Annotated in this window: 16 protein-coding genes; 11 read left to right on the top strand and 5 right to left on the bottom strand. The window is 61.8% G+C overall.

What is annotated here, in order from left to right; translation table 11 throughout:
- Positions 1–65: 65 nt before the first annotated feature.
- Both CS1BSM3_RS10220 and CS1BSM3_RS10215 read right to left on the bottom strand, forming a co-directional pair.
- Entirely contained in the window at positions 66–1,376 is a 1,311-nt protein-coding gene (locus CS1BSM3_RS10220; protein ID WP_072386945.1) for an NAD(P)-binding domain-containing protein, read from the bottom strand.
- A gap of 39 nt (positions 1,377–1,415) precedes the next feature.
- A complete protein-coding gene (locus tag CS1BSM3_RS10215) occupies positions 1,416–1,733 on the bottom strand; it encodes an ArsR/SmtB family transcription factor (RefSeq protein ID WP_072386944.1) in 318 nt (105 codons plus the stop codon).
- Positions 1,734–1,836: 103 nt separating this feature from the next.
- On the opposite strand from CS1BSM3_RS10215, the gene arsB reads away from it, so the two are divergent.
- Complete coding sequence (gene arsB / locus CS1BSM3_RS10210; RefSeq protein WP_072386943.1) at positions 1,837–2,898, top strand: ACR3 family arsenite efflux transporter; 1,062 nt, start codon at positions 1,837–1,839, stop codon at positions 2,896–2,898.
- A 5-nt stretch (positions 2,899–2,903) separates the two neighbouring features.
- Here arsB and arsJ read toward each other — a convergent pair whose 3' ends face one another.
- The 3 genes from arsJ to CS1BSM3_RS10195 are packed head-to-tail and all read right to left on the bottom strand — an operon-like array spanning position 2,904 to position 6,043.
- Positions 2,904–4,142: an organoarsenical effux MFS transporter ArsJ gene (gene arsJ / locus CS1BSM3_RS10205; RefSeq protein ID WP_072386942.1), complete on the bottom strand. Its 1,239-nt coding sequence runs from the start codon at positions 4,140–4,142 to the stop codon at positions 2,904–2,906.
- 1 nt (position 4,143) lies between these two features.
- On the bottom strand, positions 4,144–5,187 hold the full coding sequence (locus tag CS1BSM3_RS10200; RefSeq protein ID WP_072386941.1) for an ArsJ-associated glyceraldehyde-3-phosphate dehydrogenase: 1,044 nt from the start codon (positions 5,185–5,187) through the stop codon (positions 4,144–4,146).
- A gap of 10 nt (positions 5,188–5,197) precedes the next feature.
- Positions 5,198–6,043 (bottom strand): metalloregulator ArsR/SmtB family transcription factor, encoded by an 846-nt coding sequence (locus CS1BSM3_RS10195; protein ID WP_244540474.1) that lies wholly within the window; start codon positions 6,041–6,043, stop codon positions 5,198–5,200.
- 136 nt (positions 6,044–6,179) lie between these two features.
- Between CS1BSM3_RS10195 and CS1BSM3_RS10190 the strand changes: the two genes are divergently transcribed.
- The 10 genes from CS1BSM3_RS10190 to CS1BSM3_RS10145 all read left to right on the top strand — a co-directional run bounded on the left by CS1BSM3_RS10190 (position 6,180) and on the right by CS1BSM3_RS10145 (position 18,372).
- Complete coding sequence (locus CS1BSM3_RS10190; protein WP_072386939.1) at positions 6,180–7,157, top strand: sugar-binding transcriptional regulator; 978 nt, start codon at positions 6,180–6,182, stop codon at positions 7,155–7,157.
- 84 nt (positions 7,158–7,241) lie between these two features.
- A complete protein-coding gene (locus tag CS1BSM3_RS10185; RefSeq protein ID WP_072388049.1) occupies positions 7,242–8,462 on the top strand; it encodes a CaiB/BaiF CoA transferase family protein in 1,221 nt (406 codons plus the stop codon).
- Between the two features lie 12 nt (positions 8,463–8,474).
- A complete protein-coding gene (locus CS1BSM3_RS10180; RefSeq protein ID WP_072386938.1) occupies positions 8,475–9,215 on the top strand; it encodes an MBL fold metallo-hydrolase in 741 nt (246 codons plus the stop codon).
- Positions 9,216–9,471: 256 nt separating this feature from the next.
- Positions 9,472–10,635 carry an MFS transporter gene (locus tag CS1BSM3_RS10175; protein WP_072388047.1) on the top strand — a complete coding sequence of 388 codons (1,164 nt, stop codon included), beginning with the start codon at positions 9,472–9,474 and terminating at the stop codon, positions 10,633–10,635.
- Between the two features lie 74 nt (positions 10,636–10,709).
- On the top strand, positions 10,710–11,456 hold the full coding sequence (locus CS1BSM3_RS10170; RefSeq protein ID WP_072386937.1) for a sulfite exporter TauE/SafE family protein: 747 nt from the start codon (positions 10,710–10,712) through the stop codon (positions 11,454–11,456).
- Between the two features lie 181 nt (positions 11,457–11,637).
- Complete coding sequence (locus CS1BSM3_RS10165) at positions 11,638–12,447, top strand: substrate-binding domain-containing protein (RefSeq protein WP_348532901.1); 810 nt, start codon at positions 11,638–11,640, stop codon at positions 12,445–12,447.
- Positions 12,444–13,889: a sensor histidine kinase gene (locus tag CS1BSM3_RS10160; protein WP_072386935.1), complete on the top strand. Its 1,446-nt coding sequence runs from the start codon at positions 12,444–12,446 to the stop codon at positions 13,887–13,889. Before CS1BSM3_RS10165 ends, CS1BSM3_RS10160 begins: the two co-directional genes overlap by 4 nt.
- Positions 13,879–15,204, top strand: a complete 1,326-nt coding sequence (locus CS1BSM3_RS10155) for a sigma-54-dependent transcriptional regulator (RefSeq protein ID WP_072386934.1) — start codon at positions 13,879–13,881, stop codon at positions 15,202–15,204. Before CS1BSM3_RS10160 ends, CS1BSM3_RS10155 begins: the two co-directional genes overlap by 11 nt.
- A gap of 161 nt (positions 15,205–15,365) precedes the next feature.
- A complete protein-coding gene (locus CS1BSM3_RS10150) occupies positions 15,366–15,890 on the top strand; it encodes an arsenate reductase (azurin) small subunit (protein WP_072388045.1) in 525 nt (174 codons plus the stop codon).
- 16 nt (positions 15,891–15,906) lie between these two features.
- Positions 15,907–18,372, top strand: coding sequence for an arsenate reductase (azurin) large subunit (locus CS1BSM3_RS10145; protein WP_072386933.1), 2,466 nt, complete (start codon positions 15,907–15,909; stop codon positions 18,370–18,372).
- Positions 18,373–18,496 lie beyond the last annotated feature (124 nt).

Raw genomic sequence — 18,496 nt, 5'->3', positions numbered from 1 at the left:
CGCGTCAGGCCAGCGTCTCGCTGGTTCCAATAGCTGAAATCACCGGCCATCGCCTGATAGGCGCATCATCCACAGCAGGCCACGGGCCCCAAAGAAGGCTTGACGGCGGGACTACCGCAGCAGGCATCCGCAGCGGGCGCGCGCGAGCACACGCCTGTCTCGGGCAGTACCAGATCGACGCGCGCCGCGGCTTCCTTGTCGCCGGCGATGTCGGCCACGATCGAACGCACTTGCTCATAGCCAGTGAGCATGAGGAATGTCGGCGCGCGGCCATAGGATTTCATGCCGGCGATGTAGAAGCCGCGCTCGGGATGCGCGAGCTCCCGGGCGCCGTGCGGACGCACGGTGCCGCAGCTGTGCTCGTTCGGGTCAATCAGCGGCGCCAGCGCCGTCGGGCAATCGAGTGCGGGATCGAGCGACAGACGCAGCTCGGAGAGGAAGCCGAGGTCCGGCCGGAAACCCGTCGCGACGATCAGCTCGTCGACGATGACGTGGCGGCCACAGCAGGCAGATCCGGCTCCGATACGCAACCGCCCATCCCGCTCCGTGACGTGGGTTACGTCGAAGGATGTCTCGACCTTCAGCCGTCCTTCGACAACGAGACGCGCAAAGGCCGCGCCCAGTTCTCCGCGTGCCGACAGCTTGTCGCTGGCACCGCCACCGAATGCCTTCTGCGGGCTGTCGCCGCGCAGCAACCAGATGACCGTGGTCTCCGGCGCGTCGTCTTTCAGTCGCACAAGGTCGATGAGCGTGCCAATGGCCGAATGTCCGGCACCGAGAACGGCGACGGTCTTGCCGGCATAGCGGGCGCGCTCGACTCCGAGCACATCGGGCATGGCATAGGCGATCCGTTTCGCGGCGGCAGCCTCGCCGACGGCAGGCAGGCCGTTGCTGCCCGCAGGATTGGGGGAGAACCAAGTGCCCGAGGCATCGATGATGGCATCGGCGGTAAGCAGTTCCGGCCCTTTGCCATTCTTGTATCGAATCTCGAAGAGCGCTGCCTCACGGCCCCTCGACTTCACTTTGTCGAATCCTTTGCGGCTGATCGCGGTGACACGGGAGAACGTCTTAATGCGATCCTTGAGTGCCGTGCGCGTGGCTAGGGGCGTGACGTAGTGAGCCAAGAGATCGCCACCGGTCGGGTAGGCCGTCGGATCGGGTGCGTTCCAGCCGGTCGGAGTCAGCAGGCGCTCGGCCGCTTTGTCGATGTTGTACTCCCATGGCGAGAACATGCGCACATGAGGCCACTGCCGGATTGCGTGGCCAGCTTCGCTGCCAGCCTCCAGCACGATCGGATCGAGGCCGCGCTCCAGGGCGTGCGCGGCAGCCGCCAAGCCTACAGGTCCCGCCCCGACAATCGCCAGCTTCTTGCTCATGGCGCTTTTCCTCCTAGTTGAATAGTCGAAGCGTGCTCCCTAACCCGCCGCCTTCGCTGACGACGCGCAGGTCGTTTCGATGCAGCACTCGTCGACGAGAAATGCGACGAGGCCGTTCATCACATCGTAGTTGGCGCGACAGATGAGCGTGGTCGCTTGACGCTCCTGAGTTACAAGACCGACGATCATCAAGGATTTGAGATGGTGCGACAGAGTCGAGGCGGCGACATCAAGACGCGCCTGCAATCTGCCAACGCTCAGCCCATTGTCGCCCGCGCGCACCAAGGCTCGATAGATCTTGAGGCGTGTTGGATTGCCGAGGGCTTCAAGGCGGGCAGCTGCGTCGTCGATCTTCATCGCAAATCCATCGTTGACGTCAAAGGCTGTTATTTCTAGAATAATAGAAATAGACAGCAGGCGTCAAGCAGTTCGTCGGCGCCGAAACATTTGGATGGGGGCAATGTCCACTTTCGAACGCTATCTCACCCTTTGGGTGACCTTGTGCATTGTCGCGGGCATCGCGCTCGGCTGGCTGGCGCCGGGCGTCTTTCAGGGCATCGCCTCGGCGGAAGTAGCGAGCGTCAACCTGCCTGTAGCCGTTCTGATCTGGCTGATGATCATCCCGATGCTTGTGAAAATCGACTTCGGTGCTCTCAATAAGGTCACCGAGCATTGGCGCGGAATCGGCGTGACGCTCTTCATCAACTGGGCGGTGAAGCCGTTCTCCATGGCCCTGCTCGGCTGGATCTTCATTGGTTGGCTGTTCCGGCCGCTCCTGCCCGCCGATCAGGTCACGAGCTACATCGCGGGTCTGATCCTGCTTGCCGCGGCACCCTGCACGGCCATGGTGTTCGTGTGGAGCAACCTCTCCGACGGCGAGCCGCACTTCACGCTCAGCCAGGTCGCGCTCAACGACGTCATCATGATCTTTGCGTTTGCACCCATTGTAGCGTTGCTGTTGGGCCTCTCCGCCATCGTAGTGCCGTGGCAGACGCTGTTGCTGTCGGTCGTGCTCTACATCGTCGTTCCGGTGATCCTGGCGCAGGTCATAAGACGAGCTGTGTTGGCGGGCAGCGGTGATGCGGGCCTGCAAAGGCTTCTCGCTACTGTGCAGCCGTTGTCCCTGCTCGCCCTCCTGGCAACATTGGTCTTGCTGTTCGCGTTTCAGGGGCCGCAGATCCTGGCGCAGCCGCTGGTCATAGCCCTCTTGGCTGTGCCGATCCTGATCCAGGTCTACTTCAATGCTGGACTCGCCTATCTTCTCAATCGCTGGAGCGGCGAAGCCCATTGCGTCGCGGCGCCCTCTGCGCTGATCGGTGCCAGCAATTTCTTCGAGCTGGCGGTGGCAGCTGCCATCGGATTGTTCGGCTTGAACTCCGGCGCCGCGCTGGCCACGGTTGTCGGCGTCCTGATCGAGGTGCCGGTAATGCTGAGCGTCGTCAGGATCGCAAACGCGTCCAAGGGCTGGTACGAAGCCGGCGCAGCCGTCCGGCGCAATGCAGCACCTGAGCTCCGCTCCTAGCGCGACTATGCGTGCTGGCCAGCGCCTAGCGGCGCGTCGTTTCGCGTCGGCAGTAGGAGCGTGATCAACCAACACAGTGCGAGCATGACTGCCGATCCGATCAAGCAGGCAGTCATGCCGCCGACCTGATAGAGCGCTCCCGAAAGCATGATGCCGAAGAGCCGTCCCATGGCATTGGCGGCATAGTAGAAGCCGACGTCCTCGGCTGCTTTCTCCGATCCCGCGTAGGCGAGGATCAGATAGGAGTGCAGCGACGAGTTGACCGCGAAGGGCAAGCCAAAGAGAGCAAGACCGGCGGCAACGATGAGGTCGGGCCGCCAAAGGGTTTCGAGCTGGAGGAGCAGCGCCAGCGCTAGCGGCACGGCGACCAGGAGCGCAGACCAGAGGCGCGCCGCGGGAACTTCACGACTGAGGCCATCGGCACTGCGTGTCACGAGAGACGGTGCGAACGCTTGCACGCCGCCGTAGCAGATCGTCCATGCGGCAAGAAATCCGCCGACCTCGATGAAGCGCCAGCCGTTCGCATAGAGAAACACCGGCAAACCGACGACGAACCACACATCGCGAGCACCGAACAGAAATACGCGCGCAGCGGCCAGAAGGTTGATGCCGCGTGACTTCGCGAAGAGCTCACGCATGGACTTCGATGATTTTGCCTTGCCAAGCTGGCGCGGCAGAAGTGCGAGGCCCGCGATGAAGATCACCGCCAGAAGACCCGCCATCAGCCACAACGCAACTTTGAAGCCCGCGGCCTGAAGCAACAAACCTCCCGCGAAGAAGCCGATGCCCTTCATGGCGTTCTTGGAGCCGGTGAACCAGGCCACCCATTTGAAGAGTTGGCCCGAGCCCTCAGCGGACGTCGCCTTGATCGCCGACTTCGAAGCGGTCTTCGTGAAGTCTTTGGCGAGGCCGGCGATGCCCTGTGCCGCGACGACCCAGGCGACCGACACCGCGGCTGTCCAGCTAGGATCGAGCGCGGAGAGCATGAGCAGGCCGCCGATCTGCAGCGCCTGACCTACTGCCAACATGCGCGGAATGCCAAAGCGTGTGGCGAGCCAGCCGCCGGCGAGGTTGGCGACGATGCCAGCGAACTCATAAAGCAGGAACAGGAACGCCAGCGTGAAGGGCGAATAGCCGAGCTGGAAGAAATGCAGCAACACCAGCATCCGCAGGGCGCCATCAACAAGTGTAAAGCCCCAATAGGATGCCGTGACGATGAGATAGTTGCGGACGGCCTCTGTCATCTCAGTCTCCCGCCGCAATCACGATGTTGGCGAGATCGACCATACGGCACACATAGCCAACCTCGTTGTCGTACCAGCTGTAGACCTTGAGCAGCGTACCATCCGTCACCATGGTGCTTGGGGCGTCGACGATCGAGCTGCGCGTATCATTGGCGTAGTCCGCGGAGACCAGTGGCCGCGTCTCGTACCCGAGAATGCCGGCAAGTGGACCGCGCGCCGCCGCCCGAAAGAGCTCGTTCACCTCAGCCTCGGTGGTCGTCCGCTTGAGCTCGAAGACGCAATCCGTCAGGCTTGCATTGAGGATGGGCGCGCGCACGGCGTGCCCGTTGAGTTTGCCCTTCAGCTCCGGATAGATCAGCGCGATCGCGGTGGCGCTGCCGGTCGTCGTCGGCTGCAGCGAAAGCATGGCCGAGCGGGCGCGCCGCAGATCCTTGTGTGGCGCATCGACGACGACGTTGGTGTTGGTCGGTGCGTGGATCGTCGTGATCTGGCCATGGCGGATGCCGATCGCCTCTTGCACCACCTTGACGACCGGCGCCAGGCAGTTGGTCGTGCACGATGCGGCCGTGAGAAGGCGATGTCGCTCGGGATCGTATAGGCTGTCATTGACCCCGACGACGACGTTGAGGGCGCGCTCATCCTTCACCGGCGCCGCGACGATGACACGCTTCACGCCGCGATCGAAGTAGGCCTGGAGCTGCTCGGGCTTGAGGAACTTCCCCGTGCATTCCAGCACGATCTCGCAGCCAAGATCACCCCAAGGCACCTCACCGGGAGCGGCAGCAGCCGTGAAACCTATGCGCCGACCGGCGACGCTGATAGCGCTCTCGCCGTCACTTCCGATGGTCTCGTTCCATCGGCCGTGGAGGCTGTCGAATTCTAGGAGATGCGCGCTCGCCGCGGCGCCGCCTTTGATCTCGTTGATGTGGGCGATCTCGAGCCGGTTGCCGGCGCGGGGATCGTGCTTGGGCCGGGGAAGTCCGCCCATGGCGGCGCGCAAAGCGAGGCGTCCCATACGGCCCATACCATTGATGCCAACTCGCATGATATTCTCCTTAACGGGCATACGTAGTGGGCTTACCGAGTTCATCGAGACGCGCCTTCAGCGCCATGCGATCGAGCGTCTCAAAAGGCAAATTAGTGAAGCCCTCGAGGCGTCGCCGGATCATCCCGTACAGTTCGTTCAAGAGCGTCGTTCGCTCCACCTCCGAACCGCGAAACCGCGCCGGATCGGGGAACGGCCACACCGCGGTGATCGGCCGCGAACCAAGGTCAGGGCACACCTCGCCATCTTGCGGGTCGCACAGCGTCAACACGAAATCCATGCGCGGAGAGTCGGGGCCAGTGAATTCGTTCCATGACTTGGAGCGGAGATCCGAAGTATCGTGGCCCATCACTTTGAGGCGCTCGAGCACCTCGGGCATCGGCGCATCCGCGGGCATCGATCCCGCCGAATAGGCATTGAATTTCCCCCGGCCAATCTTCTCGAGAATGGCTTCTGCCATGATCGAGCGAGCCGAGTTTCGCGTGCAGATGAACAGGACATTGAACGCAGCTGTCATAACGCTCACCTCATCAGCATCTTCCGGAATTAGCCGTGCAAGATCTCCACAGAGCTCTGGTCGTCCGTCGCAGCACGTCTCTGTCAGGAAATTGAAGAGGGCGCGCAGCCCCGCGAACCGAACCGCGTAGATGATGTACCGGCCCTGGCGTGTGGATTGGACGAGCCGCGCCTGCTCAAGTGCTGCGAGGTGATAGGAGAGCGACGATGGCGATACGCCGAGCTCGGCCGCCAGCTCGCCGGCAGGCATTCCCGATGCGCCGCGGGAAGCCAGAACACGCATGAGATGCAGTCGCGTCTCCTGTGCGAGCGCGGAGAAGCCAGCGGCGATATCCTTCATTTCCATGATTATTGAATAGTAGAATTGATTGACAACTTTATGACGGATGCCGAGCCGTAGGTCAACAGGTACACAGCCCGCAATCGAGCCGGTTACCTCGTGCCGATCTCGATGCCGCTGCCCATGGAGGAACTGAGTGTCACGCCACGCCGACGACCGCGAGAGATCCGAGACAAGCGCTCCTTCCCTGCGGCCGGAACTGGTCGCGCGGATCTGTTGGTATCACTTTCACGACGGACAAACTCAACAGCAGGTCGCCGAACGTGTCGGTCTTAGTCGAGCAACGATCAATAAAGTCATCAATGATGCCCGACGCCAAGGGATTGTGCGGATATCGATCGACTCGCCCGCCGCCCCGTGCGCGGAGCTCGAAGAACGACTACGAGATAAGTTCAGCCTGAGGGACGTCGTCGTGGTTCCCTCTCCTGCCGACGAGGACAATGTCAGGCATATCGTCGGCATCGCTGCCGGCGAGTACATCTCCAAAATTCTCCGACAGGATGAGATCCTTGCCCTGGGCTGGGGCGGCACCGTGTTTGCTGCGGCCCAATCTCTCGCACCGCGCAGAAATAGCGGAATAAGCGTAGTTTCCTTATCCGGCGGCCTTCCCCGCAGTGCCGTCATCAATCCGTATGACAACGCGGCTTCGTTTGCCAAGATTCTTGACGCTCAATGTTACTACATGACGGCGCCCATGTACGCGGATGACGAGGCTACAAAGAAAGCCCTCATGCGCAGTTCCGCTATTCGAACCGTCGTCGAGAAAGCTGCCAGTGCCGACATCGCGCTCCTAACTACGATCGATCTCACTCCCAAGACTTGGATTATCAAGCACGGCGCCATCACGCGAGAGATGCTCAAGTCTCTCATCGCTGCCGGTGCCGTCGGAGGTGTTTGTGATCAATACGTGGATGCCGATGGTCGCGTGATTGACCACGAACTCAACCGTCGCACGGTGGCAGTTCCGCTTGGCACCATCCGAAAAATCCCCCACCTCGTGCTCTGCGCCGGCGGGTTCTTCAAGGTCCCGATCATCCGCGCGGCCCTCTCCGCTCAGCTCGCACATACCCTGATCACGGACGAGCAGGCCGCGGGGGGCCTTCTTGCGTCATAGTTGTGTAGTCGATCGGTCGTTGACATTAGACTAATCAAATATACAAATGTATAAGGGAGAAAACACTCATAAGAGGTGACGATCATGTCAGGCGGATCGTTGGCTGGAATTCGAGTACTCGATCTCAGCCGGGTTCTTGCAGGACCTTCCTGCACGCAACTGCTCGGAGATCTCGGCGCTGAAATCATCAAAGTTGAGAGACCGGGCGTCGGCGACGAGACGCGCACGTGGGGCCCTCCGTACGTCAAGGATGGCGACGGCCGCGACACGACCGAAAGCGGCTACTACCTCTGCTGCAATCGCAATAAGCGCTCGATCGCCGTCGACTTCTCCAAACCTGAAGGCGCCGCCACCATCAAGCAGCTTGTCCAACGCTGCGATGTGCTGATCGAAAACTTCAAGCTCGGCGGTTTGCAAAAGCTCGGCCTCGGATATGAAGACTTGCACCGAGAGCAGCCTCGTCTCGTCTACTGCTCAATCACCGGTTATGGGCAAACAGGACCTTATGCGGCGCGACCAGGTTACGACATGGTGGCGCAAGGCATCGGCGGTCTGATCAGTATGACCGGAGAGCCAGATAGGCCGCCGGTCAAAGTCCCAATCGCCGTCAACGATGTGATGACCGGCCTCTATGCCGCCATCGGCATCCTCTCAGCGCTTCGCCATCGTGACGCAACCGGTATCGGTCAACATATCGATCTCGGCCTGCTCGATGTGCAGGTAGGTTGGCTCTATAATCAGGGTCTGAACTATTTGACCGGCGGCGGAATCCCGCAGCGCCTCGGCACGGCCCACCCCAATACGGTCCCCTACCAAGTCTTCGAGACCAAGGACGGATGGGCCATCGTCGCCGCCAACAACGATGGCCAATTCAAACGTCTCTGTGACGCCGCCGGGCGGCCGGAGCTTAGCTCGGATGCACGCTTCGCCACTAACTCCGATCGCGTGCGCAACCGCGACAAGCTTGTCGAGCTCGTGACCGAATTCTTGCGCACGAACACCACCGCGTACTGGATGGAAGTGCTTGAGCGGGCCAACGTGCCATGCTCACCGGTCAATAACGTGGCCGAGGTCTTCGCCGATCCGCAGGTACTCGCACGCGGCATGAAAATCTCAATGCCGCACGGGCTCAGCGGCAGCGGCACCGTCGATCTCATCGGTTGCCCGCTCAAGATGTCAGAAACACCCGTCGAATATCGCCGCGCACCCCCAACCCTCGGCGAGCATACAGAGGATGTTCTGCGAGAGGTTCTCGAGCTGCCAAATTCAAAGATCGAGGCCTTGAGGGCCAGCGGAATAATCTGACGGAGAGATGTAGTGAAAGCGACGGTCACATTTGTAGGATCAGGCGACGCATTCGGTTCTGGCGGGCGGTTTCAGACCTGCATTCTTGTCGACATCCCCGGCCTCAGGTTTGCGATCGACTTCGGTGCTTCGAGCCTCATCGCTCTCAACAAGCTCGGCATTCGCCACACCAGCATCGATCTCATCTTGCTCACCCATATCCACGCCGACCACAGTGCCGGCATTCCCCAATTGCTTGCCGACTCGATGCTCGGTGCGCGGCGCGAGAAGCCGCTCACCATTGCCGGCCCACGCGACACCGAGGCACGGTTGGCCGAGACACGGGACGCCCTCATGCCGGGTATGCATGTGATGAAGCCGAAATTTCCGCTGACCTATATCGAGATGGAAACGTACAAGACGCATCAGGTGTGCGGCTTATTCGTTACGCCCTATCCAGCGGACCACACCAAAGAGACGAACCCGACAGGCTTGCGCATCGATTGCGGCGGCAAAATCATCTCCTACACGGGCGACGGCGATTGGACCGACGACACGCCGAAACTCGCAGATGGCGCCGACCTGATGATTTGCGAGTGCTACTTCTATGAGAAGCCGATTCGCTTTCACCTAAATTATCCGACCATTCGTGATCGGCGCCACGAGCTGAAGGCGAAGCAGCTTGTTCTCACGCATCTCGGGCCCGAGATGCTCGCGAACCGGCATCGCGTGCCGGAGCGGTGTGCGGACGACGGCATGGTGATTGAGATCTGACCGGACGTGCGTTCCTCCAACAGCCCTGACAAGGGCGCGCCTCACGGAAGAGTGGGCGGCGATGGCGGCCTCACGCATATTTCGAGATTGGATGCTTCGTCACTTCAGGTGCCTGATCTGGCGATTCCGTCTATGGCATCGTCGATGCCGATGTGCGCATCAGACGCCCGAGCAGCGGCGACTAGTTGCGGATGAGGTTTTCAGGCGATTCTGGGCATAGTCCCGGCAATTGTCTCTGCGAATGACAAGTGGTCCGATGCGCTCTCGGTTGTCGGTTATTCTGATCCTGGGATCCACCCAAACACTGGCGTGGGGATCGAGCTACTATTTGCCAGCAATACTGGCAGATCCAATATCGCGTGACCTCGGCATCTCCAGCATATGGTTCTTCGCAGCATTCTCGGCGTCGCTGCTGATCTCAGCGCTCATCGGACCTCGCGTCGGCCGCACCATAGATGCGTATGGGGGGCGGGAGGTTCTTGCCCTCTCGAACGTCGTCATCGCGGCTGGCCTAGTCACGCTCGCGCTCGCGCATATGCCTGCGGTGCTGTGGCTCGCTTGGTTGCTTCTCGGCATCGGCATGGGCCTCGGCCTCTACGATGCTGCATTCGCGATGCTTGGGCGCATCTACGGCATGGAAGCCCGCTCGGCCATCACCGGCATTTCGCTGCTGGCGGGGTTTGCGAGCACAATCGGCTGGCCGCTAACAGCGCTAGGCGTCGCCGAATTTGGCTGGCGCTGGACCTGCATCGCCTGGGCCGCAGCACACGTCCTGATCGCATTGCCGCTCAATCTATTCCTGTTGCCGAAGCCGCTTGATACCGTCGCGACGCGCACTGAGACTGCGCAGGTCACTCACATCCCCTTCGACCGCAACATGGTCCTCCTGGCATTCGCCTTTGCGGTCGGCTGGATGGTGGTCGCGGCTATGGCGGCTCACTTGCCACGCCTCCTCGAGGCGGCGGGTGCCACTACTGTGCAAGCCGTGGCGACCGGTGCGCTGATCGGTCCAGCACAAGTCGCGGCGCGCATCGCCGAGGCTAGCATCCTGCGCAACCAGCACCCGATCGTGTCAGCCCGTCTCTCAATGATCGCGCATCCAATCGGAGTCGCTCTGCTTGCCCTGTTCGGTGCCGGTGGCGCTGCCGGCGTCTTCGCCGCCTTTCACGGCGCCGGTTCCGGCATCATGACCATCGCCCGCGGGACTGTTCCACTCGCGATATTCGGGCCTGACAACTACGGCTATAGATTGGGTCTGCTCGGCGCGCCGGCGCGGATGGCCCAGGCGATTGCGCCGCTTCTGTTCGGCGTACTAATAGATCGCTATGGTGCCGGCGTATTGACGGTCTCCGTCGTGCTCTCGCTTTGCGGATTCGTCGCCTTGCTGTCGTTGCGGTTGCCGGCACGGGAGGCGATCTGAGGAGTGATAGACCTGTGCCACAAGGGTTGCGGCCAACGCATCTCAATGAATCGCCCTCGTAGTTGGCGCATGTCATGACGACAGAATCCCTCACATTGGCCGCCATCCTGCTCCTCGTGGCAACGGCTTATGCTGCCGTCGGACAGGCCGGCGCCACGGGCTATCTGGCGGTCATGGGGCTTGCGGGGCTCCAACCGAGCGTCATGAAACCAACGGCACTTGCACTCAATATTCTGGTCGCCGCCATCGGCACGATCCAATTCTGGCGCGCGGGCATGCTTTCGTGGCGCACGTTCTATCCCTTCGCCGTGCTCGGCTTTCCGTTCTCGCTGATCGGCGGATCGATCAATCTCCAGGCCTCGGTCTACTACCCCGTGGTCGGTGCCATCCTGCTCATTGCCGGCGCACAGATCTTGCGGTCAGCCTCCCGTGCCGAAGGAAACCAGGCTCGGCCTCCAGAGAAGCCGCCGTTTCTTCCGTCGTTGGCGACTGGCGCGGCCATCGGCTTTGTCTCAGGGACGACAGGAACGGGCGGCGGCATTTTCCTGGCGCCTGCTATCCTGGCTATGAACTGGGTCGATGTCCGCCGGACAGCGGCGGTTACGGCCGCCTATAATCTTCTGAATTCCACTGCAGCTCTCGCCGGCGCTTACGCGACGCTCGGGCAACTCCCAAGCGCCCTGCCATTCTGGCTGGTCGCCGTGGGCATCGGCGGCGTGATCGGCGCGTCGGTCGGCGCCCGCTACCTGCCGGAGCGCGCGATGCGTTATGTTCTGGCTTGCGTGCTGCTGGGCTCGGGGCTCAAACTCATCCTGACGTAGGTAGACAGGAGGCCTCTGCGGACGATGGCTCCGCGTTTGTTCGAGACGTAGCATTCAAACCATAATCAAGCGGTACCATCCTTCGGCAATCGCATTTGGGAGGAGAGCTTTGGCGTTGCGAAAGGTCATCAGTCGCCGCCGATTGCTGGGCGCTGCGGGAAGCCTCGCCGCATCGTTCGGCGTGCTCCGCACTCGCGCACAATCTGCGGATGCGCCTCTCCGATTTGCGCTCACCCCCGTGCTCCTAACCTCCGACCTCGTGATGCTCGAGGAGTTGAAGGCCTACCTCGCTCACGCGATGGGGCGACCAGTACATCTTGTCAGCCGCCGCACCTACCAGGAGATCACCGCGCTGCTCGTCACTCGGCAGGTCGATGCCGCTTGGATCTGCGGTTATCCCTTCGTCGCGTACCGCGAGGAACTTGCCCTCGTTGCTGTTCCGGTTTGGCGCGGACAGCCGCTCTACCAGTCCTACCTGGTCGCCCGCGCCAGTCAGAAGGCGGAGAGCCTGTCGGACCTTGCGGGTACCGTTCACGCCTTCTCCGATCCGGACAGCAACTCGGGCTATCTCGTCACCTGCGCGGCCCTGGCCGAGATGGGCCAATCGCCAGCGCGCTTCTTTCGCCACTTCTTCTATACCTACGGCCATCGCAATGTCGTGCGCGCCGTCGCGACCGGCCTCGCCGCAGGCGGTAGCGTAGACGGCTATGTCTATGACGTTCTCCGCGAAGCGGAACCTGCCTTGTGTGCGGACACTCGCATCGTTCGGAAGTCGGAGCTGCTTGCCTTTCCGCCGATCGCCTGCCCCGCTGCAGATGCGCAGTCACCGGCAATCGTCCGGTTGCGCCAGGCCCTCATCAACATGCCCCGCGACCCGAGGGGGCGGGCTGTGCTCGCCATGCTGCGTCTCGACGGTTTCCGAGATGAGCGGCCAGAGCTCTTCGATGGCATCGCGAACAAGATGCAGCTGGTGCGAGGAGTTGCTCCATGACGTGGCATCGCTTGCCTCTTACGGCGCGCGTGTCATTGATCGTCACGCTCTTCATGGTCACCGTATCGGCGTTCGCATCCGAACGCGTGCTCTCTCGGCTCGCCGATACCCAAGAGCGCCACGTCCAGGCTCTCGCGGATGCGTACGTAGATGGCCTCGTTCTGGCGCTCGTCGACTCGATCATCCGCGAGGACGTCTGGCAGGCTTTCGACGTAATCGACCGCTCGCGGGAAAAATCCGGTGAGATCAGGCCGACGGAAACCATTGTCGCCGGGTCCGACGATTTTGTGATCGCGTCGTCGCATCCGCTCGAGATCCCTTCGCACGTACGCGTGCCAGCCCGCTATGTCGCACCGCTCCGCGAGAGCGGGCGGATCGCCATCGCTGAGGACGAGGGTCGGGCTTATCTCCGCCGCGAGGTACGCTACGAGAACCTTCGCATTGGCAGCATCTACGCGGCGCTCGACATCGCACCTCTCCTCGCCGAGCGGCGCAGCGTGCTCTGGACGCTCCTGCTGACGAACGCTCTGCTGACGCTGGCGCTGGCCGGCGCCGCATGGCTTGTTGTCGGTCGGATGATGCGGCCGGTTTCAATTCTTGCCGCCCATCTCGAGCGCAGCCATACGGGCGAAGTCACCTCCATACCCGACGAGACCGTCGCTCGGATGCCCCGCGACCACCAAAGAGCGTTCGCTGCCTACAATCGACTTGTCTCGGCTGTTGCCGACCGCGAGGCTTTAAGCGCCCGCCTTGCCGAAGAGGAGCGATTGGCCAGCCTTGGTCGCCTGGCATCAGGAATGGCTCATGAGATCAACAATCCCCTCGGCGGCTTGTTCAATGCGATCGATACACTCAAGCGCCACGGCGGGGATCGGAACACACGCAATGTATCTCTCGATCTCGTCGAGCGGGGTCTCAATGGGATCAGGGACGTCGTTCGCGCGGCACTCGTCAATTACAAAGCCGAGGGTGATCAGCGAAATCTCAATCGTCGGGATATCGACGATCTCAAACGTCTTGTCGCGCCGGAGGCGCGCCGGCTGGGTGTGCTCCTGCAGTGGCGAAACGAGCTGACCGATACCATTGGCGTCCCAGCCACATCGGTGCGGCAAGTGCTCCTCAACCTCACACTCAACGCTTGCCAGGCCGCTCCGCGAGGGAGCGATGTGGATGTCTCTGTCACACAAAATTCCGAATCCCTCGTGCTTCGGGTCGAGGATCGGGGCTCTGGAATGCCTGCAAATGTGGCTGCGCTATTGGCTGGTGAGGCCGATAGACCGGCCCCTATCAGCCAGGGTACGGGTCTTGGCCTTTGGATGACCAATCGCTTGGTGCGCGAGCTCGGCGGCAGCATAGCGATCGGCTATGGGCCTGATGGCGGAACGATCGTAACGGTCACGCTGCCGTGCCGGCGAGGGATGGAGCTCGCTCATGTCGCTTGAACATCGGACACTGGGCCTGATCGAAGACGATCCGATCATGGGCGAATCCCTCGCACGCAGCCTAACTCTCGAAGGCGCCAAGGTGCACTGGTGGGCGAGCGGCGGCGAGGCCTTGAGCAGCATACCTGCGACCGGTCTTGATGCAGTAATCTGCGATATCCGACTTCCGGATCGTTCAGGCGCGGAGATCTTCCGCGAGCTGGCGCGGGGAAGCAGCGCGCCGCCGTTCCTGTTCATCACCGGGTACGGCGACATAGATCAGGCCGTCGAGCTCATGCGAGAAGGCGCGCACGACTATCTGACAAAGCCTTTTGTCATGAGCGAGTTTCTGGCGCGGCTGGAGCAAGTGGTGGGACGTCAGGAAACGCCGGCGGATCCGGTCCTCGGTGTGTCGTCGGCCATGCGTGAGTTCGAGCAATTCCTGCAGCGCGTGGCGCGCGTCGGCTCCAATCTCCTGCTGACCGGTGAGACAGGCGTCGGCAAAGAAGTGTGCGCGCGCTATCTGCACGCACAAAGGCCTGAGTCCAAGGGGCCGTTCATGGCGGTCAATTGCGCCGCTATTCCTGCCGACCTCATAGAAAGCGAGCTGTTCGGCCATGAGAAAGGCGCCTTCACCGGTGCCCACGCCCGGCATCTCGGCTATGCCGAGCGGGCAGGCCGCGGCGTGCTCTTTCTCGACGAAATCGGCGAACTTGCGCCAAAGCTGCAAGCCAAGCTCCTGCGCGTCATCGAGAGCCGCACCTTCCACCGTCTCGGAGGGGAGCGTCCGGTGCCTTTCGAGGCGCGTCTCATCTGTGCGACTAATGCCAATCTTGAAGAGAGGGTCGCTGCCGGTGGCTTCCGCGATGACCTCTTTTATCGGATCAACGTCCTCTCCCGCGAGATCCCGCCGCTACGCAACCGACGCGATGATGTCGAGTGGTTGATCGATCGGTTCTTTGCAGAGTTCTCGCAGACGATTGAGAGCGACGTCGTAGGAGTCTCGGCGCTGGCCTATGAGGCTGCTCGCCAACATGACTGGCCGGGCAATGTGCGCGAGCTCAGAAATCGAGTTGAGCGTGCTGTAGCCCTGGCGGCCAGCCGCTGGATCATGCCGAGTGATTTGTTTCCCGAGCGCGGCATCAGGGCAACCGAGAGCCATCAGCCCATTGCACCGCTTGAGCACGCGCGGGACGATGCCGAGCGGCGCCATATCCAGCGCGCCCTCGCGATGACCGGAGGCGCCATCCTCCCCGCGGCGAAGGCACTCGGCATTTCACGCACGACGTTGTGGGAAAAGATGAAGCGGCTCGGCCTCGGCGGCACCGACACTTGATGTTCGCTCTATCGGACACCACTCGCCCGATGTTCGGCTTCCCGAACGTCCCTCTGTGTCCTACCTCAGCGCTTCCAAAGACTTAGCACCTCCCTCCTCCTGGCACGCGCGTTGCGATGCGCGATCTGCGGCACAGACCGCAGCAAGCCGAGGAGGAAAGCATGAAGGGGTGTGACAAGCTCGTCGACGCAGGTCGACGGCAGTTTCTGCGCGGCGGCGCAATGGCGACAGTCGGTGTGGCAGCTTCGACGGTCCTGCCAACAAACGAAGCGCAGGCCAAACCGGCGCCCGCGCGTGTGGAGTACCCATCCAACCGTCTCGCCAATCTCTCTCAGCTCAAATCGAACGAACCGCTCGACATTTCCTATCCCGATAGAAATTCTCCCGGCGTTCTGATCAAGCTCGGCACACGAGTGCCAGGAGGCGTCGGACCCGCTGGTGATATCGTCGCGTTCTCGACGCTCTGCCCGCACAAGGGATACCCGCTGAGCTATGTGGCGGCGGACAAAACGCTCACCTGCCCCGGTCACTATTCCGTCTTCGACTGCGAGAAGAGCGGCCTCCAGGTCATGGGGCAGGCCACGCAGAATCTGCCGCAATTCACACTACGGGTCGCGAGCAACGGCGACATCTTCGCCGAGGGCGTAGACGAGCTGATCTACGGCCGCCTGTCGAACGTGCTCTGAGAGGGGAGGAGAAACCATGGCTTTCAAGCGTCAGATCGATCGGCTGCCCATCATCCCGTCCGATGCCAAGAAGCAGAATGTCACTTGCCATTTCTGCATCGTCGGCTGCGGCTACCATGCCTACACGTGGCCAGTGAACAAGCAGGGCGGTACCGACCCGAGCCAGAACATCTTCAAGACCGACCTCTCCAAGCAGCAGGGCGGCGACACTGACGCCTGGTACGCGCCCTCGATGTACAACATCGTACAGCAAGACGGCCGCGATGTGCACATCGTCATCAAGCCGGACAAGGGCTGCGAGGTGAACTCAGGACTCGGGTCCATCCGTGGCGCGCGCATGGCCGAAATGAGCTATTCCAAAGCGCGGGCGACCCAGCAGCAGCGGCTCACTCATCCGATGGTGTTTCGCTACGGGCAGATGCAGCCGACCTCGTGGGACGATGCGCTGGATCTCGTTGCCCGCGTGACCGTTGCCATGCTCAAGGAGCCGGGCGGCGAAGACAACCTGTTTGTCTCTGCCTTCGATCACGGCGGCGCCGGAGGCGGCTATGAGAACACCTGGGGCACCGGCAAACTCTACTTCGAGGCGATGAAGGTCAAGAACATCCGCATTCACAATCGCCCTGCCTACAATTCAGAGGTCCACGCGACGCGCGACATGGGTGTAGGCGAGCTCAACAACTGCTACGAGGACGCCGAGCTCTGCGACACCATCGTGGCGGTCGGCACCAATGCCTACGAAACGCAGACCAACTACTTCCTCAATCACTGGATTCCGAATTTGCGCGGAAGCAGCCTGCAGAAGAAGCAGCAGGAGCTCGCGGGCGAGCCGCACGCCCAGGCGCGGATCATCATCGTCGACCCACGCCGCACGAGCACGGTCGCTGCGTGCGAGGTCGAGGCCGGCAAGGACAATGTCCTGCATCTCGCCATCGAGTCCGGCACCGACATGGTGTTGTTCAACGCGCTCCTGACGCACATCGTTGAGAAAGGCTGGCAGGACAAGGCGTTCATTTCAGCTTCGACCAAGGACTTCGACAAGGCCGTTGCCGCCAACAAGACTTCTCTTGCTGACGCCGCGCGGATCACCGGCCTCAAGGCCGAGGACATCGCCAAGGCAGCCGCATGGATTGCGGAGCCCAAAGAAGGCCGCCGCCGGCGAGCCATGTTCGCCTACGAGAAGGGCCTCATCTGGGGCAATGACAATTACCGCACCAACGCTGCGCTCGTGAATGTCGCGCTCGCCACGGGCAACATTGGCCGTCCCGGTGGTGGCTGTGTGCGCATGGGCGGGCATCAAGAAGGCTACTCGCGCCCATCGGATGCCCATGTGGGCCGGCCGGCCGCCTACGTCGACCAGCTCCTGATCGAGGGCAAGGGCGGCGTCCACCACATCTGGGGCTGCGATCACTACAAGACCACGCTCAATGCTCACAAGTTCAAGCAGGCCTACAAGAAGCGCACCGACATCGTGAAAGACGCCATGAATGCCGTGCCGGCAGGTGATCGGCCGGCACTGGTGGCGGCCATCGTCGATGCCATCAAGAAGGGCGGCTTGTTCGCCGTGGACGTGGACATCGTGCCGACCAAGATCGGCGAGGCGTGCCACGTCTGGCTGCCGGCGGCGACGTCGGGCGAGATGAACCTCACCTCCATGAACGGCGAGCGCCGCATGCGCTTGACCGAGCGCTACATGGATCCGCCGGGCGAGTCGATGCCCGACGCGCTGATCGCGGCGCGGATCGCCAATCACATGGAACGCATCCTCCGTGAGTTGGGTGACGCGAAATACGCTGACCAATTCAAGGGCTTCGATTGGAAGACCGAGGAAGATGCCTTTATGGACGGCTACCACAAGCATGAGAAGGGCGGCCAGTTCGTCACCTACGAGCGCCTCCGCGCTATGGGCACGAACGGCTTCCAGGAACCGGCGAGCGATTTCAAGGACGGCAAGATCGTCGGCACCAAGCGTCTCTACACCGACGGCAAGTTCGGCACCAAGGACGGTAAGGCCACTTTCATGGAAGCCCAATGGCGCGGCTTACAGGCGCCCGGCAAGGAGGAGCAGAAGAAGAAATTCAAGTACCTGATCAACAATGGCCGCACCAATCACGTGTGGCAGAATGCGTATCTCGATCAGGACAACGAGTTCATCATGGACCGCTGGCCCTATCCCTTCATCGAGATCAATCCCGACGACATGAAGGAGCTCAACGTCTCCGCTGGCGACCTCGTCGAGGTCTACAACGACGATGGCTCGACACAAGCAATGGTCTATCCGACGCCGACAGCGAAGAAAGGGCACACCTTCATGTTGTTCGCGTTCCCCTCTGGCGTGCAGGGGAACGTCGTCAACGCGGGCACCAACGAGCTGATCCTGCCCAACTACAAACAGACGTGGGCGAACATCCGCAAGCTCGCGTCGGCGCCTGCGAGCGTGAAGCACCTGAGCTTCAAGTCGCAGGAATATAAGATGGGGTAACCCCACGCCTAGGAGGCGCAGTCGCGCGCTTAGCGCGCAGTCGACATGCCCTCCCACATTGGCGCACCATGGATGGCGTTCCGCGTGGGATCGGCATCACCTCTCTTGATCGTGTGGTCGCCAC

Origin of the sequence: Hyphomicrobium sp. CS1BSMeth3 (genome assembly GCF_900117415.1) — a bacterium.
Taxonomy (GTDB): domain Bacteria; phylum Pseudomonadota; class Alphaproteobacteria; order Rhizobiales; family Hyphomicrobiaceae.
The sequence above is the reverse complement of the archived record's forward strand: the minus strand, read 5'-3'. Positions and strand labels throughout refer to the sequence as shown.